Source organism: Candidatus Vallotiella hemipterorum (assembly GCF_910593725.1).
Taxonomy (GTDB): domain Bacteria; phylum Pseudomonadota; class Gammaproteobacteria; order Burkholderiales; family Burkholderiaceae; genus Mycetohabitans; species Mycetohabitans hemipterorum.
Genome location: NZ_OU343031.1, coordinates 399,201 through 416,399 on the forward strand (window position 1 = coordinate 399,201; position 17,199 = coordinate 416,399).

Below are 17,199 nucleotides of genomic sequence, written 5' to 3' on the forward strand. Positions count from 1 at the left end.
AGTTTAGTGTCTTGTCAGATAAATAACTGTATATACCATCTTGACTTACCTGTCATAAAAAAACTATAGATACAATGTTCTTGTTGCCAATATAGGGTCCTCGTGACGACTATTACGGATACATTGTTGGAGCGCGCGCTACACTTAGGTTATAAAGTGCTGAGTCTCCATTGTTAGAGGTAGACCAGCAATAATTTTACAGAGTATTACTCGCTATTAGTAAGTGCAACGAGTTTAATTTGATGTCGGGAATTATTCTGAAATTGAGCTGAGGTAGCTCTGCTCAATGCATGTCGATAAGATGTGTAATAAAAACTCTACCAAATTGATGCGCTGACGATATGAACTTTCAGTGCCGTTTTTGCTATATTAATAGGTATGCAAATAAAACCTTATTATGTTTAAGGTCAAAATAATATGAATTCGATGGAAATCTATAAGGAAGTTGATACACGTGGTCTAACCTGCCCGTTGCCAATCTTGCGTGCGAAAAAAGCTTTAGCAGATATGCAAAGTGGTCAGGTTCTAAAAGTACTAGCGACGGATCCTAGTTCGCATCAGGATTTCGCCGCATTTACGAAGCAGACTGGTAATGAATTAATTGCAGTTACTGCTTGTATAAATAAAACGTTTGTATTCCTGATACGCCGGCGTTGAGTAAAGGCGCCGTAGCTTACCACCTTGTACTTACGGCACCTTTTTGTGTCGCCAGTCTTAGCCTTCGAGCACTGGAGAGCGAGTATGAAGGTATTCTGAAAACTCGTTGCAAACCTCTGGATGCTGTAACGCAAACTCGACGGTTGCCTTTAGATAGCCAAGCTTGCTGCCGCAGTCAAATCGCGTTCCGTGATACTTATATGCAAGCACCTGCTCGTCTCCGAGCAGAGACTGAATTGCATCAGTCAATTGTAGTTCACTGCCCGCACCTGGATTCAATGCACGCAAGTGACTGAAGATACGCGGTTTGAATACGTAGCGTCCGACCACGCCAAAATTGGATAGCGCTACCTGTGGGGCTGGCTTTTCAACGATTCCTGACATCTTAATGATGTTATCTTCCCATTCTTTGCCATCGATAATACCGTACGACTTTGTTTCCTCATGCGGAACTTCTTCTATTCCAATCACTGAGCTATGATAGTGATCAAATACCTCAATCATTTGCTGCATCACCGGCGGCCGACCATACAAGAGATCATCAGCGAGGATAACTGCGAATGGGTTATCACCGAGGAGCTTTTCCGCACATAATACCGCATGTCCAAGTCCGAGGGCTTCAGGCTGTCTAACGTAGCAACAGTTAATATGGCTTGGTTTAATTCCTCGTACTAACTCGAGCAATTTATTCTTACCACGAGCTTCAAGTTCTGATTCTATCTCATACGACTTATCGAAGTGATCTTCGATCGCGCGCTTACTACGGCCTGTCACGAAAATCATCTCGGTTATCCCTGCGGCAATCGCTTCCTCAACTGCATACTGAATCAGCGGTTTATCGACCACTGGAAGCATTTCTTTCGGGCTTGCTTTGGTGGCTGGGAGGAACCGCGTGCCAAGGCCCGCCACTGGAAAAACAGCCTTAGTAACTTCAAGCATCTTTAATTACCCCGTTTGTTTCCGGTTATACTAGGTTAGCCCGATATTAGGAAAATAGACAGCCCGTCAGAATCATTTTTACACTATAACCTACATATACTTATACTTTATGATGAAAGTCTCCTAAGCTGGTCCGTCAAGGACGTTAGAATAGACTTAAAATTCATCAATCTTTTCTGCTCTTGGTTTACAATAGCGGCCGGCGCGCGGTCTATAAAATACTTATTTTGTAGCTTCGCATTGCATTTAGTAAGTTCGCCTAGAATTCGGCTAATTTCATGAGTCAGTCGCTTGCGTTCGGTAGTAATATCAATCTCGACCTTCAGTACTAGCTTGATTGTGCCGACCATAACAACAGGAGAACCATGCGACTGTTGATTAAGCGCAGTTTCGTCTGCGAGTATCTGGACCTCCGATAACCGCGCAAGAGCCTTCAGATAAGGCGCGAATTCCATCAAGTTTATCGCATTAGCGCTTGCTATTAGCCGAACTCGAGTTGCTGGTTCTAGGTTTATCTGGCTACGTAGATTGCGGCATGCATCAACTATTGCCTTTAGTTCGGACATCCATTCTTCCGCCTGCCTATCGATCTTCCTAGGCGTGCTACACGGATAAGGTTGCATCATTATAGAGGCATCTCCAGATGCAATGCCAGCCGGATATTGACCTGCTAATGGCGCAACTTTTTGCCACAACGATTCAGTAATAAACGGTATTAACGGGTGCGCAAGCCGTAGAATTATTTCGAGCACCGTAAGCAGAGTGCGTCGAGTACTACACTGCTGCGCTGGTGTACCAATCTGTAATTGGACCTTGGCTAACTCAATATACCAGTCGCAGTACTCTTCCCAGACAAACTTGTAGAGCGCACTTGCAATGTTATCAAATCGGTAATCAGAAAAACCTTTCTCAACGTTTGACGCAACCCTTTGTAACAGCGACATGAGCCATCGATCAGCCAGCGAGAAGTGGAGCATGCCGTGCAACCCACAGTCGCCTTGATGTGAAGCGATACTACAATTATGTCCCTCGCACTTTATCAGCACAAAGCGTGTGGCGTTCCATAATTTGTTGCAAAAGTTGCGATAGCCCTCGCAACGTGCCAGATCAAAGTTTACATTACGCCCAAGTGTAGCCATCGAGGCCATTGTAAAACGGAGTGCGTCAGTGCCGTAGGCAGGAATCCCGTTTGGAAACGCTTTACGTGTCTTTTGCTCGATTAATACTGCCCGCCCTGGATTCATCAACCCGGTTACGCGCTTAGTGATAAGTTTTTCCAGGTCAATACCATCAATAATATCAATTGGATCGATTGTATTGCCGCGGCTTTTAGACATTTTCTGGCCTTCAGAGTCGCGCACTAGGCCGTGTACATACACAGTGCGAAACGGCACTTTATCGGTGAAATGTGTAGTCATCATCACCATTCTAGCAACCCAGAAGAAAATAATATCGAAGCCTGTGACTAATACCGCTGACGGTAGGAAGCGCTTGAGTTCTGGTGTTAATTCTGGCCATCCAAGCGAGGAGAACGGCACAAGTGCAGATGAGAACCACGTGTCAAGAACATCCGAGTCGCGTTTAAGATTGCCGTTATAAGCCTGTAAGCGGGCCTGTGCAAGCGCCTCAGATTCATTATGCGCGACGAATACTTGGCCATCATCTGCATACCAAGCAGGAATTTGATGCCCCCACCAAAGTTGGCGTGAGATGCACCAATCTTGGATATTCTCCAGCCACTGGTAGTATGTAGTAGTCCAGTTTTCTGGTACGAACTTGATGTGGCCTTGCCTTACTACGTCAAGAGAGGTTTGCGTAATTGACTGACCTGGATAAAATGTATCTTTAGGCGCTGGCCGGCTCATTGCAACAAACCATTGATCAGTCAGCATGGGTTCAATAATCGATTGTGTGCGATCGCCACGCGGTATAACCAGCCGGTGCGGCTGAATGGATTCAAGCATGCCGAGCGAGTCGAGATCTGCGACGATGCGCTTACGCGCGTCGAATCGGTCAAGCCCTCGATAAGGGGCCGGCGCGTTATTATTAATCTTTGCATCAGGTGTAAGCACAATAATCTGCGCTAATCCATGGCGTTTTCCAACCTCATAGTCGTTAAAATCGTGCGCTGGTGTAACCTTAACCACGCCCGTTCCAAACTCGCGTTCTACATAATTATCGGTGATTACCGGTATCTTACGTCCTACTAGCGGTAGTATGAGGGTCTTACCGATTAGCGCTGTATAACGTTCATCTTGTGGATGAACCATCACCGCAACGTCTCCCAGCATCGTTTCGGGTCGTGTGGTTGCTATGGTTAAGCAGCCTGAGCCGTCAGCGAGCGGGTAGCGGATACGCCAGATATTACCATCCTCCTCTGCGCTGACTACCTCTAAATCTGATACCGCAGTCCTCAGCTTTGGATCCCAATTTACAAGCCGTTTTCCTCGATAGATTAGTCCTTGCTGGTAGAGGCGCACAAACACATCAATAACAGCCCGGGACATGCCTTCATCCATCGTAAAATATTCTCGTGACCAGTCAGTCGATGCACCAAGTCGCCGAATCTGTTGGGTGATTATAGAGCTCGATTCCTGTCTCCATTGCTGGACGTACTCAATAAAGCGCTCTTGTCCTAATGCTTGCCGCGATTTTTTTTGTGCATCGAGTTGTCGTTCCACGACGATTTGTGTAGCAATGCCGGCATGATCCATACCGGGCACCCATAACGTATTATCGCCCCGCATTCGATGGTAGCGAGCTAATACATCTATAATAGTCTGGTTAAATGCATGACCCATATGCAGCGTGCCGGTCACGTTCGGTGGTGGAAGATGAATTGCGAAATCAGGGCGCTGTGGGTCTAAAGTTGTCCTTGAGTAGCCGCGTTTTTCCCATTCTGGGCCCCAATATGCCTCAATCGTTGACGGCTCAAAATTTTTTGCAAGCGTTGTATCGCTGTTGCTCATTGTTAAAATCTGCCTGAAAGGCGGTGGAAATGCAGTGGAATTAATTATAATAGGGACTGTAATATGCCAACCATAGCGTATCAAGCTAGACTATACCGATATAATGACAGGCTTGTTGTGACTAAGATCGCTCATGTCTGATTTACTTGATAATCTAAATCTAGAACAATATTCAGCAGTGACTCTGCCGAATGAATCAGCTCTAATTCTCGCCGGCGCGGGCAGCGGAAAAACGCGTGTTCTTATTACTAGGATTGCATGGTTGATTTCGTGTGGTGAGGTAAATGCTACTGATATTTTAGCTGTTACATTCACGAATAAAGCAGCGCGTGAAATGTTATTGCGACTAAGTAAAATACTAACGCTTAACACGAATAGCATGTGGATTGGCACTTTCCATGGATTGTGCAATCGGATGTTGCGTGCCCATTATCGAGATGCTGGATTACCTCAAGACTTTCAGATTCTAGACTCAGCAGATCAATTAATGGCAATTAGACGATTGATGAAGAGCCTAAACATTGACGATGAGAAATATCCCGCAAAGAGTCTACAATACTTTATCAATAACGCAAAAGAGCAAAGTTTGAGGCCTGCAGAAATCGATGCTAGTGATAACCACAACCGTAAGTGGGTAGAGCTGTATTCTGCCTATAATCAACAATGCCAACGCGAAGGAGTCGTCGACTTTTCGGAATTGCTGTTGCGCTCATATAATTTACTACAATATAATCCCGCGCTAAGAGCATATTATCAAACTCGTTTCAAGCATATTCTGGTTGATGAGTTCCAGGATACTAGCAAGCTGCAGTATGCGTGGATAAAGCTTTTGGCTGGTGAGCGCAATGGTGGGATATTTGCGGTTGGAGATGATGATCAGTCAATTTACGCATTCCGCGGCGCTCACGCGGGAAATATGCTTGACTTCGAGCGAGAGTTTAATGTTCAGCACCTAATTAAGCTTGAGCAGAATTACCGTTCACACGGCAATATTCTCGACGCGGCTAATGTGCTAATTTCTCATAATTCGAAGCGGCTTGGTAAAAACCTGCGTACGAATGCTTGTCACGGAAAACTAGTACAAGCCTATGGGGCGGCGACTGATTCACAGGAGGCTAGTTGGATTGCGGGAAAAGTCCAAACTCTTATCGATACGGGGCTGTCACCCGATGAGATTGCGGTGCTTTATCGTAGCAATGCACAGTCACGTATAGTCGAACATATGCTAGTCAATGCGGGAATTGAATATCGCGTGTACGGTGGCCTGAGATTTTTCGAGCGCCAAGAAGTTAAACATGCGCTAGCCTATCTTCGGCTCATCAATAATTTTAATGATGATATAGCGTTTGATCGAGTAGTTAATTTTCCAGCCCGTGGCATTGGTACGCGCTCACTCGAGCAATTAGCTAATACTGCGCGTACATATAATTGCTCGATGATGCAGGCAATTCCATATATGCTCGGCAGAGCCGGCCAGCTATTTAACGAGTTTCTCGCGTTAATTGAGCGGATAAGTAATAATACCCGTGCCATGAGCTTACCGGAGATGGTTGAGGCAGTAATTAGCCTCAGCGGTCTAGAAAAGTTCTACGCTAATAAGCCAGAGAGTCAGGAGCGCATCGAAAACTTGCGGGAACTCGTTAATGCAGCCAGTGCATTCGTAGTTGAAGAGGGCTATAATCTTATGCCAGCGCGCTCGATTTTACCCGTATGCTCAACTGAGAACTATGCAGTTATACTGGGGGAAAATAATAATAATAAAGAAAAAACCGGGGCGGCTTTGCCGAGTATAGAAGAATTACAGAAGAATCCTAACCAGATAACGCCGATTTCTGACTTCCTATCGCATGCATCGCTCGAGCCTGGTGATAATCTAGCCAATACCAGGAAAAATGTAGTGCAATTGATGACAGTACATGCCGCTAAAGGACTCGAATTTGTAGCTGTATTTATTACTGGACTTGAAGAGGGTTTATTCCCGCATGAGAATAGTGCAATAAAAAAAGATGCGCTAGAGGAAGAGCGACGCTTGATGTATGTTGCAATTACACGTGCCAAGGAATCTCTCTATCTGTCCTTCGCCCAAAGCCGGATGCTGCATGGAAAGACACGTTATAATGTACGTTCTCGTTTCTTTGATGAATTACCAACTAGAGTATTGCAGTGGACCACACCTAGGACAAAATCTAATTTAAGTAAGCGCCAGCGAACCAGTCTGGATAATAACTATGCTGATGCCTACTTTAATGACAATACGATAGCGTTAAAGCTAGTTAACCAGAACCAGTGTACACAGAGCGTGTTTCAGATTGGCAAATCTGTATTCCATTCGAAATTTGGAGAAGGAAAAATCACCGAGCTAGAGGGGGATGGGTCCGACGCAAAAGCTAGGGTTGAATTTAAGCGACACGGCACAAAGTGGCTTGCTCTTGCGATCGCGAAACTACAGCCAGCATGACAATGCTTATGGTCGTATATTGAATATACGAAGTTATATTATATAATCTGTCCCTGGGCTAGTATGTGGCTCGAAACTCAAACAACCACAATAGCTCATGTAAAACGAGCAGTAAATTACTGTCCATAGAATTACACTCACTGGTAATAATGCAGTCAAAACCCCATTTGATGTGTTTAACACTACTACAGCCAAACCCAGTACTAACGATGTGACTATTATAACTGCGAACCACGTAGCGAGATATACGAGAAATGCGATACGATTGCGCCAGCAGATAACAAAGCTACAAAACATCGCTTTTACTGGCGGCACGCTATGCCAAGCAGTGAGTACCGGCGCAAACCAAAACAACATTATTGTTGGCATATAGACAACCAAGCCGGATACGATACTGGAAAAGAGGACGCGCCTATAGTCGACGTCATCATCCAGTTTTACTTCGCCGCTCATAATCTTTAGCAGCGGCGTCCAGTCGCCGCTAATTATCGAGCTTAGGAACAGGCTAGTAGTGACTAGTACGCAGTATATCAGTCCGAGCTGTAACAGACGCCAAGCGACACCGCGACCATGCGAGCGAAAACCAGTAAAAAGCGTGAGTGGAAAAACGTGTTTATTAGCAAGCACATCGCGGCATGCGCTCATAAACCCAATAGAGAAACCTGGTACGAGTATCAACCATAGCGCATATCCAATGACTGGTATATTTACGACTAGCATCATCGAAAATAAATATGTTAATAAAAGAGCTAGGAGGTTTAGTGGATTTTTTTGGAAAAGCCAGATGCCTTTTCCAATCCAGATATAGCCGGATTTCGCGGACGTCTCAATTAGTTGCATAGCAGAATAGTTAAAGCCACGGCAACATATCAGCGCTAATGCGTTCACGCAACACCTGCTCGAAATGAGCTGGGTTGTGCGGCTTAAGCAAGTGAGCATCGCGTGGCAAGTAAAAGTCATAGAGTCGAGATAACCAGAAGCGAAATGCCCCAGCACGCAGCATATTACGCCAATGCTCTGTCTCGGAAGAGGTAAAAGGTCGTACAGCATGGTAAGCACACAGTAGTGCCTGAGTTTGAGCCTGATTCAACCGCCCGGTATTTAGATCAACACACCAGTCATTGACAGTTACGGCGACATCGAACAGCCACTTATCACAGCCGGCAAAATAGAAATCGAAAAAACCACCTAGGGCATCACGCCCGTCGCATGACGTGAATAGCACATTGTCTCGGAATAAGTCACAATGGCATGGCCCGCCGGGCAGTCCCGCATAGTCGAGCGACGCAAAAAACGACTGATGATACGCTAATTCGCTGGTTAGCAACCGATGCTGCGAATCAGTCACATATGGTAGTACTGCTGGGACATTATCTTGCCACCAGGGCAAGCCGCGTAAATTCGGCTGATACATCGGGATATCTTTTCCAGCAATATGCATTCTCGCTAGCATTCGTCCGACTTCGGCGCAGTGTGCAACCTGTGGCGCTAGCCGCGGCGAGCCAGCTAGCCGAGTGACGATTGCGGCAGGCTTATTCATTAACATGCCGAACAATGCGCCATCAGCGCGCCGCATAGGGTCTGGCACAGGAACATGATGCGCTGCTAGATGGCGCATTAATTCCAGGTAGAAAGGCAACTCGTGCGCAGTAAGTTTCTCAAAGATCGTTAGCACATATTCGCCGGTAGTTGTTGTCAAGAAAAAGTTACTGTTCTCGATTCCGGACGCAATACCGTGGAAATCGATAATCTTACCTATCGCGTAGTGCTGAACCCAAGCGGCGAGCCGGGCTTCGGAAAGGGCAGTAAAAACGGCCATGCAAACGTTATTAGATAGGTTCGAGGGCTGCCGCTATCTAGGCGGTCAGTACTTGAGTTGCAGGGATGAAGGTCATGTAATGGCCTATAATTCTCATGAACCTGCAGCGAGACATCTAGTAACGCGCTTATCTAGCGGCGTATACCAAAGTTTAGAGAGACTAAGAGCTTGGATGGTTTGCCACGATCGCGATATTTGGTAATCGATGTGCTGCTCGAACTTTTCTTGTAAAAGTATGTCGAGCTGCACGCGTTGAATGTTATTTAAGAATGCGAAATACTGAGCACTAATAGCTCTGCTGATTATCTTCATATTCGAGAAGATAATCGTTTCATATACATCCTGCGATGTAGCGGCAGTTTCGGTTGGTACAGCATACAGTTGTAGCACGTTAACTGCAGCGGCTATCCTGGTAGTGAACACCAGAGCAGCTGCTAATAGTAATGTCTCGACCCGGTTCGCGACGCGAGGGATTGCGCCAGGCGCAGTATGGAACGGCTTCATGATGGTTCTCCGAGACGGTAGATGATTTTACCAAACCAGTATGCACCATAGGTGTCGGCGTGACGCCACCACCGAGTTTTTAATACTCTACATTACAGCCGAGTTCTATAACGATACCGATCAGCCATGTTTTGCATGAGGTAAATGTGCTTTTGTATCTATGCTGTTATCTTTACTATCTACTTAAGGATGCGAATAGATAGTACTCATGTTAACTAGCGCTACTTTTTATAGTTTCCTCGTAGAGGTCCTGTTCTAGGTTGTACTGATTATCTTCTAATTGTTATTACAAACAGCTGAAGCAAATTACAAAGAACTAAAAAACGCCAATTGGAATCTGATCTATCGCAATAGCCTATTGTGAGCTACTTTTCGTTTAGATCATATTGTTAATAACACATATCAGATCTCACTTAGAGAAACCTATCTACTGGATACTATTTATCATAGTGCCAGTAGACTTTTTAGTACCCCACTAACTGGTGAGTCGTATACGTTGCAGCAATTTCCACCGTCGAACTTCCCACACTAGGTGCTATGCTTAAATGCGTAGGTCTACGTTAACTGGTTTATTAAGATTAGCTCTTTGATAGTCATAAAAATCGTATTGAATGGGTTGCGTGCTGCACTTTCTAATCCTAGCTGGGTTGACCGCTATAATACAAGCTTAACAGAAGCCTAAAATCTAAGCTTCTAGTAGAGCTCATAGCGAAGATATGCGCACATCATACGCAACTTAAAGCGTGCTGATAGTAACTGCACCATAATAGTGGTGGGGCATATCGAATTCTATGACAAGATTGAAACGCATTGTAGTATTACGTCTGCGCATACAGAACATTCTTGTGTACTAGCGCGCTCTTTAAGGATACGCGGCACAACCTAGAGATGAAATACTTTTGAGCTTTTCTTAGATTAAGTATTAGATACCTAACGATAATTTATTACTATCAGTACGGATGCTCTAGTTATATGTACAGATTGCATAGAGCAGGCCCTTGACAGGTTAATAAGACATAATAGCGCCTCCCGCTTAAGCGGGTTTATGCCACTATAGCATGGTCATTATTATAGATGGTTATAATTATCAGAGCACCAAAATCGTTAAAAATAGTATTCCCGCTCTCGCGGAGCCAATCAAGAGCGCACTGGAAATAGATAGAGCAATAGCTGTACAGAAAACCTGCTTTCTCTGCCGGCTTTATCGCGCATTGCTTTACATACTGGATAAGCGTACCGAATGTTGAAAATAAAGTTGTTAGGCATGGCGGATTAATTCTAACGTGTTCAGGTTAAGTTAATCTGTATCTAAAAATAAAACTTCTCCACTTATTACAAGGCTTTGTTACGGGAAACGAGCACTCCAATTTTATTGGAATTCGTTCAAGCTTATCTAGATATAATAAATTCTCTCTTGATGTACAATATACAAAATATGTTAAATCTCTAGATTTATGTATATAATACATAGTACGTATATACACTTATACAGTTATAGTTTTACTAACTCCAGTATCTATCCGGATATAATTTTTTATATTTAGGCCTACATCAGGCTATATTAAGCTAGCTTAATATAGCCTGGAAACTATTTAAAGCTTTTAAGCTACGACGTTATTAAGCCCTCGGCTGCCAGGCGGCGTTTTTAGCTGGCTGAAGCTTAATATCCCGTTTTATTTTACAACGCAGTGTTTGACCTTCTTTATAATACTACCTATTTCTGATCAAGATTGAGTGTTATTTAGTCGACATGTCTCTTAATTTATATACTTTTAGCGATTTTTTGATATCTTTCGACTTATTCGCTGTCCATAAAATCCGATCAAAATCCTCTTTATAATATATCCTTATTCTTTTAAAGAATAAATGTAAGATAAAAAATTGACTTGATGATTAATTGTGACCGAAGATAGTCAGATACATTATTTACTAACTCTTGGTGGATAAGCGATCTATGTATAAATAAATTATTATTTAAATAAAATTAGGTAATTATTTTCATTTTTATGTCTAGCTTAACTAAGCTTATGAAGTTCTATTTGTCGCCTTTATATTTTATACCTCTTTCAAAGCACTCGAGTAACCCGGGCCATCTAGATGACTTAATAATATAAAAATTAAATTGCCGAAAGAAATAACTACCTCTTTAACTGAATATACGCTTAAGCTAATTCAGTCTTCAGCGACTAGCCTATATTGGGGGAGGGGTGCGCATAGAATATATCTAGCCTACTAACGCGCACTAGTAGTACATAGATTATGCATTCGTATAGTAAGTAAAGTTTTTAAAGTATTAAATCTATTAAATAATATATCTAAATCACCTTATGGAACATATTTCGTAGATTCAAGGTGTATGGTAAATAATCGCTATGTGGTAATTAATAAGATTCAGGGTTTTAGGGGGGGCTGTTAGTTCTTTAGGCTAATTAAGTACTATGCTGGCATGACATGCCATAATTCTAAAATCGGCCAAGCTAAGTTACCTCTTAACTAGCGTGCTTTGTATATTACAATTTTTTTGTAAAGCAGACGGGTTGATAGTAGTTTGGGTGCCTGTACTATAAATAGTACAGTACTCTACTGTAGCATCTGTTGATACGTAAAATATTTTATTCCTGTCGCTCTTTATGGTCAGCTATATGTATATTTAAGTAGGGCTTGCGCCCTATAGGGATATCCTATTAATTACCTAGATTCACTTGATATTATACGTGGTTAGTTAGCCCTGATTAATTCTGTCAAGTACATATTAGTCCACAAAACTCCTCTAGAATAATAGACATATGCCGAACCCACTCTTCTCGATTAGAATGAGAGCTTTCATGGGTACGTTGATAGCTCTAAACCTATCGAGAGCATCTCTCTAATCGTGTTAGAGTTTTTAAAAAAGACGTTTCGAAAAGTAATATCTAGAAAATAGAACACTATTCTAGTTGTAGTGGCCATTTTATTTATATAGTCACGCGGCACTCAAATTGATCCAAGGTGCTTTATTTACATTTGCGTCCTTGATATGTGGCATCTATTATGCTGGCCGTAAAAGGCTAAACCCCTCTTTAAAAGCTAGTCTATCAGACAGAGTCGTAAAAAGTTTTGTATAACGCATGTGATAGCAAATGTTTGGGCGGGACCGACACTATAAATGTTAATTTTACAGTTAGACTAATCCTTGATAACGCTACTCAGCTAACTTAAGCAACTCCGCCATAATCACAGATATTTATAACAATACGATATTTTGATGTTGCGCCTTTTGGTCTACTAGTTAACCCAAACTTAGAATTATCTCTCTTTATTTAAAATGCTTAAGAAGCGGAATTTTCATGATAAAACTTTGCTATTAGTCGATGGTTCGAGCTATCTATACCGGGCCTACCATGCGCTTCCAGATTTGCGTGGGCCAGATGGTGGTCCAACTGGTGCACTGTATGGCTTTATTAATATGATGAGGCGAGTGCGTCGCGAGATTCCTACGGAGTATGGCGTATGTGTGTTTGATGCCAAAGGTAAGACATTTCGTGAAGACTGGTACCCAGCCTATAAGGCAAACCGTTCTCTGATGCCAGGAGATTTATCTAGACAAATTTCGCTCATTCACGTTGCGGTATGTGCGCTCGGTTGGCCTAAGCTAGTGATTAATCGCGTGGAGGCTGACGACGTGCTTGGCACACTAGCGGTGCGTGCTGCGCAATCCGGCATGAACGTGGTAATCTCTACGGGCGATAAAGATCTTGCACAACTAGTAAATGGGCGCATTACATTAATTAATACCATGACTAATGAGTGGCTTGATTGCGAGAGTGTGATCAAGAAGTTCGGTGTTCCTCCTGAGCGTATCATCGACTATCTAACATTAATCGGCGATACTATCGATAACGTGCCTGGCGTAGATAAGTGCGGCCCAAAGACGGCACTTAAATGGCTTCAGCAATATCAATCTCTAGACGGCATCATCGCGCATGCGAACGATATTAAAGGGGCACTAGGCAATAATCTACGTCGTGCTCTTGATTTTCTGCCTACTGCCCGCCGGCTTATTACCGTTCATACCAACTGCGATCTATCCCCGCACGTTCGGTCCATTACTGAATCTCTACAGCTACGAGAAGAAGCCAAGGATAAATTACGTAATATTTATTTGTGTCATGGCTTTAAAAAATGGTTTCTCGAGCTCGATAACCAATCTAATGGGGGGATACTGACCACCATTGATAGTGGGGCCAAGCTAGGTCCAAGTGCTGTCAAGACTAGGGTGGAAATTAATATTGATCGGCAGTACGAAATGATTAATAAATGGGAGCAATTTGAAAAATGGTTAGTAGTGATCAAGAGGTCGACGCTAACGTCGTTTAATGCTGAAACTACATCTCTAGACCCGCTACATGCCCGCATAATCGGCATATCATTTGCGACCGCTCCTGGATGTGCCGCATATATTCCACTTTTACACTCCGGACAGGATCATCCGGTACAACTGCCGTATCATGAAGTTCTCGTAAAGCTCAAGCCATGGCTAGAGAGCTCTATACATAAGAAGGTTAGTCAACATCTAAAGTATAACGCGCAGGTCTTAGCTAATTATGGCATCATGCTGGCTGGCATGGAGCATGATATACTGCTGGAATCATATGTACTTGAATCGCATTACCCACATGATATAGATACGCTTGCGATGCGGCACCTCGGCATAAAAACGATAAAATATAAGGATATTGCTGGCAAGGGTAGCGCACAAATCAGCTTTGATAAGGTTACGGTAGACGTAGCTACGGAATATTGTTCTGAGGATGCGGATATTACGCTGCGCTTGCACCAGGTGCTGTATTCGAGGATTCAAGTTGAGAAAGGACTAAGCTATATCTACCGCTCGATCGAGCTACCAACATCGCGAGTGCTCCAAATCATTGAGCGCAACGGTGTGCTGATCGATAAAGACAAGCTTATTGGGCATAGTAAAGAGCTTTCTATTCGGATACTCCAATTGCAAAATGAGGCGTATGCACTAGCCTGCAGTGAGTTTAATTTAAATTCGCCCAAGCAAATTAGCGAGATCCTCTTCCGGAAGTTGCGGTTTCCAGTAATAAAGAAGACCTCATCAGGTGCGCCATCTACAGATGAAGAGGTATTGCAAAAGCTTGCTGAAGACTATCTTCTACCGAAGGTGTTGCTCAACTACCGCGCCCTAACTAAGCTTAAATCAGCTTATACAGATAGGCTACCTAAAATGATAAAACCGGATACTGGCCGCGTGCATACTAACTATGCACAAGCCGTAGTCGTGACCGGAAGACTCGCATCTAATGATCCGAATCTACAAAACATCCCAGTTCGAACGCCAGAAGGGAGGCGTATCCGAGAGGCGTTTATTGCCCCGCCTGGGAGCAGCATCGTTTCGGTCGATTACTCGCAGATTGAGTTGAGAATTATGGCACACATCTCTGGCGACGAATCTCTAATAGCGGCTTTTGAACAGGGTCAAGACGTACACAAAGCGACTGCATCAGAGATCTTTGGGGTGATACGGCACGAAATCACGAATGAGCAGCGTCGTATTGCGAAAGTTATTAATTTTGGCTTAATCTATGGCATGAGTGCGTTCGGTCTAGCTGCGAATTTGGGCATTGCTCGCGCTGTAGCTAAGCTTTATATTGAACGCTATTTCGCTCGCTATTCGGGTGTTGAGCGCTATATGTACGAAATACGGATGGAGGCGAAAGCGCGAGGTTTCGTCCAAACCGCATTCGGTCGGCGGCTATGGCTTCCAGAGATTAGCGGCGGTAGTAGCCCGCGGCGCCAAGCCGCCGAACGAGCCGCAATTAATGCGCCAATGCAAGGTACTGCAGCCGATCTGATTAAGCTATCTATGATTGCTGTACAAAATTGGATTGAGCAATCGGGAGTCAAATCGCGGTTAATTATGCAGGTTCATGATGAACTAGTACTAGAGGTTCCAAATAATGAATTAGAGGTTATTTGTAATAAGGTTCCTAAGCTGATGTGCTCTATTAGAAAGCTCAATGTACCTCTCGTCGCTAAGTTAGGTGCAGGTATCAACTGGGAAAGAGCACATTAAAACCGTGTACTTACATTACAAGTATCACTTAAATAAAACTGAATACTAAAAAATATAATATGCATTAAAGCATTGTAGTATGCAGCAGAATCTAGAGACATGCGTAGACCATTTATCCGATTTAAAACTTTTATGGTAAAACTTAAGTTAACTAGCGCCGAAATATATGTGTACGTGTAAAATAAAATGACATGTAATACTATCTAAGCACTTATTCACCTAGCTGTTAGTCGATAATATGTAGTATCTGTATACTAAGTTAAGCAATGGTTAGTCTAGTACAAGATAGCGTAGACTAAGACTATTAATTTATTTCGTGTATAGACTGAGCGTATAGTGTCACCCAATACAATTTTATGCTTATTATCGAATAACTTTTTATAGAAAATAAAGTGCTAGAATATCGAATTTATTAGAATATGTCAGGTGGGATATCAAGCATATCCAGCTTCTATTTTTATATGTTGCTGTACGTCATTAACATTAAGTTTAATCACGACATTCTTGGTACTGAATATAGTCAGGAAGGCCAAGCTAAAAGTATACTGCTAGGTATAGCACAGGAAATCATCTGTACGCTATAGATATAACTTTTCGATACATAATAACCGTAATAAATAATATATAAGCATCTTACATGCAGTAAGTAGTAGCTATTATTTATTAGTATAAATTTTTAACTTATACAGGCCGAAGTTGATATCCATATACTATTATTTTTAGATATCCTCGATATTATAAGTAACCTATACAGTTAATTTAGAAGCTGTATAAGTATTAGTTTATCTAAAACTCGATAAAGTGTATGAATACACTGTATTATAGCCACCCTCTTATAGAGATAGTTAAATATTAACCCTAGATAAATCGACCATAGTATACAAAAATCAAAGCCAGAACTTAATCCGTCTTTTATTTATTCAAACTCTACTTAGATTCTGATGGTGCTATTTTTCCGAATAAGAAAACTTCGTGACTAGCACTATTAGGCGTATGCTATAGGGTACAGGATTAGATCCTAAACAATAGGAGGATGTTGTATATGCCATCCAGTTATTGCTGCGTCTATATAGGCCTAGTACCTAAGTGTAAATAAAGATACATGCCGATCGAGCTAGACAGCTTTAATGTTTTAGACATTTAGCGTGGATATTCAATACCAGAATAATTTTAAAGAAGTCTCCTATAATTACAGGATTATATATTAATATAATATATAATCCTGGTTTTTGTAAGTTTACCATTTATGGTTTATAAAAACTTTTTATTATTTTAATAATTTTTAAAATAAATTTTTAAACATTTTTAAAAAACTTAACTATATGGAAATATTTATGTACAATATGTATTGTACTTGTATTTTTATATATATAATAAAAATTTTGTTAGAAAAATATATTGCTGATTTAGCAGTTACTAAACTAAGTAGGCTTAAGCGGTTAGTACCGCTAGCAGTTGTTTGCCGTAAAATGGGGTGACTTGCTAAAATATATGCGCATCATGCCTAATACTACTGCTAAATCCTATAACAGAGCAGATATCCCATTGCCGGATAATTATGAAACAGCACTCGATGAACTTGAGTCACTAGTCGAGAAAATGGAAGGGGGGGGGTTAAGCCTTGAACTATCGTTAGCAGCATATCGCCGAGGTGTGGCGCTAGTTGCGTACTGTCAACAGCAACTCGAGAGAGTTGAGCAGCAAGTTTGCATACTTGATGGTGAGATGCTTAAGCCCATCCATCCAGAGGCTGATGACGGAGAATGTGCGTGAGCAC

The 17,199-nt window shown here is 42.5% G+C and carries 10 protein-coding genes; 5 read left to right on the top strand and 5 right to left on the bottom strand.

Translation table 11 applies throughout. The annotated features are described in order from the left end of the window. Positions 1–426 precede the first annotated feature (426 nt). Positions 427–657, top strand: coding sequence for a sulfurtransferase TusA family protein (locus KW136_RS01355; protein WP_216797392.1), 231 nt, complete (start codon positions 427–429; stop codon positions 655–657). 57 nt (positions 658–714) lie between these two features. Here the strand turns inward: KW136_RS01355 and galU are convergent, their stop codons facing one another. Then, positions 715–1,596 carry a UTP--glucose-1-phosphate uridylyltransferase GalU gene (gene galU / locus KW136_RS01360; protein ID WP_216796634.1) on the bottom strand — a complete coding sequence of 294 codons (882 nt, stop codon included), beginning with the start codon at positions 1,594–1,596 and terminating at the stop codon, positions 715–717. A 107-nt stretch (positions 1,597–1,703) separates the two neighbouring features. After that, on the bottom strand, positions 1,704–4,565 hold the full coding sequence (locus KW136_RS01365) for a valine--tRNA ligase (protein WP_216796635.1): 2,862 nt from the start codon (positions 4,563–4,565) through the stop codon (positions 1,704–1,706). A gap of 133 nt (positions 4,566–4,698) precedes the next feature. Here KW136_RS01365 and KW136_RS01370 point away from each other — a divergent pair, with 133 nt between their 5' ends. Then, the gene (locus tag KW136_RS01370; protein WP_216796637.1) at positions 4,699–7,023 is read left to right on the top strand and encodes a UvrD-helicase domain-containing protein; all 2,325 of its coding nucleotides are present in this window, start codon (positions 4,699–4,701) and stop codon (positions 7,021–7,023) included. 33 nt (positions 7,024–7,056) lie between these two features. Here the strand turns inward: KW136_RS01370 and KW136_RS01375 are convergent, their stop codons facing one another. The 3 genes from KW136_RS01375 to KW136_RS01385 all read right to left on the bottom strand — a co-directional run bounded on the left by KW136_RS01375 (position 7,057) and on the right by KW136_RS01385 (position 9,346). After that, a complete protein-coding gene (locus KW136_RS01375) occupies positions 7,057–7,863 on the bottom strand; it encodes a BPSS1780 family membrane protein (protein ID WP_216796639.1) in 807 nt (268 codons plus the stop codon). A 10-nt stretch (positions 7,864–7,873) separates the two neighbouring features. Beyond that, positions 7,874–8,842 carry a homoserine kinase gene (locus tag KW136_RS01380; protein WP_216796640.1) on the bottom strand — a complete coding sequence of 323 codons (969 nt, stop codon included), beginning with the start codon at positions 8,840–8,842 and terminating at the stop codon, positions 7,874–7,876. A gap of 93 nt (positions 8,843–8,935) precedes the next feature. Continuing rightward, positions 8,936–9,346: a hypothetical protein gene (locus tag KW136_RS01385; protein WP_216796642.1), complete on the bottom strand. Its 411-nt coding sequence runs from the start codon at positions 9,344–9,346 to the stop codon at positions 8,936–8,938. A 3,304-nt stretch (positions 9,347–12,650) separates the two neighbouring features. Here KW136_RS01385 and polA point away from each other — a divergent pair. The 3 genes from polA to KW136_RS01395 all read left to right on the top strand — a co-directional run bounded on the left by polA (position 12,651) and on the right by KW136_RS01395 (position 17,195). Further along, positions 12,651–15,422 carry a DNA polymerase I gene (polA, locus tag KW136_RS01390; RefSeq protein WP_216796643.1) on the top strand — a complete coding sequence of 924 codons (2,772 nt, stop codon included), beginning with the start codon at positions 12,651–12,653 and terminating at the stop codon, positions 15,420–15,422. Between the two features lie 461 nt (positions 15,423–15,883). Then, a complete protein-coding gene (locus KW136_RS04185; protein ID WP_281421777.1) occupies positions 15,884–16,006 on the top strand; it encodes a hypothetical protein in 123 nt (40 codons plus the stop codon). Positions 16,007–16,913: 907 nt separating this feature from the next. Continuing rightward, positions 16,914–17,195, top strand: a complete 282-nt coding sequence (locus KW136_RS01395) for an exodeoxyribonuclease VII small subunit (RefSeq protein ID WP_216797394.1) — start codon at positions 16,914–16,916, stop codon at positions 17,193–17,195. The last annotated feature ends 4 nt before the right edge of the window (positions 17,196–17,199 follow it).

What these genes read in the sequence shown, in the direction of transcription:
- KW136_RS01355 (WP_216797392.1), top strand. Translation starts at nt 427, where the DNA reads ATGGAAATCTATAAGGAAGTTGATACACGTGGTCTAACCTGCCCGTTG.
- galU (WP_216796634.1), bottom strand. Translation starts at nt 1,596, where the DNA reads ATGCTTGAAGTTACTAAGGCTGTTTTTCCAGTGGCGGGCCTTGGCACG.
- KW136_RS01365 (WP_216796635.1), bottom strand. Translation starts at nt 4,565, where the DNA reads ATGAGCAACAGCGATACAACGCTTGCAAAAAATTTTGAGCCGTCAACG.
- KW136_RS01370 (WP_216796637.1), top strand. Translation starts at nt 4,699, where the DNA reads ATGTCTGATTTACTTGATAATCTAAATCTAGAACAATATTCAGCAGTG.
- KW136_RS01375 (WP_216796639.1), bottom strand. Translation starts at nt 7,863, where the DNA reads ATGCAACTAATTGAGACGTCCGCGAAATCCGGCTATATCTGGATTGGA.
- KW136_RS01380 (WP_216796640.1), bottom strand. Translation starts at nt 8,842, where the DNA reads ATGGCCGTTTTTACTGCCCTTTCCGAAGCCCGGCTCGCCGCTTGGGTT.
- KW136_RS01385 (WP_216796642.1), bottom strand. Translation starts at nt 9,346, where the DNA reads ATGAAGCCGTTCCATACTGCGCCTGGCGCAATCCCTCGCGTCGCGAAC.
- polA (WP_216796643.1), top strand. Translation starts at nt 12,651, where the DNA reads ATGCTTAAGAAGCGGAATTTTCATGATAAAACTTTGCTATTAGTCGAT.
- KW136_RS04185 (WP_281421777.1), top strand. Translation starts at nt 15,884, where the DNA reads ATGTTGCTGTACGTCATTAACATTAAGTTTAATCACGACATTCTTGGT.
- KW136_RS01395 (WP_216797394.1), top strand. Translation starts at nt 16,914, where the DNA reads ATGCGCATCATGCCTAATACTACTGCTAAATCCTATAACAGAGCAGAT.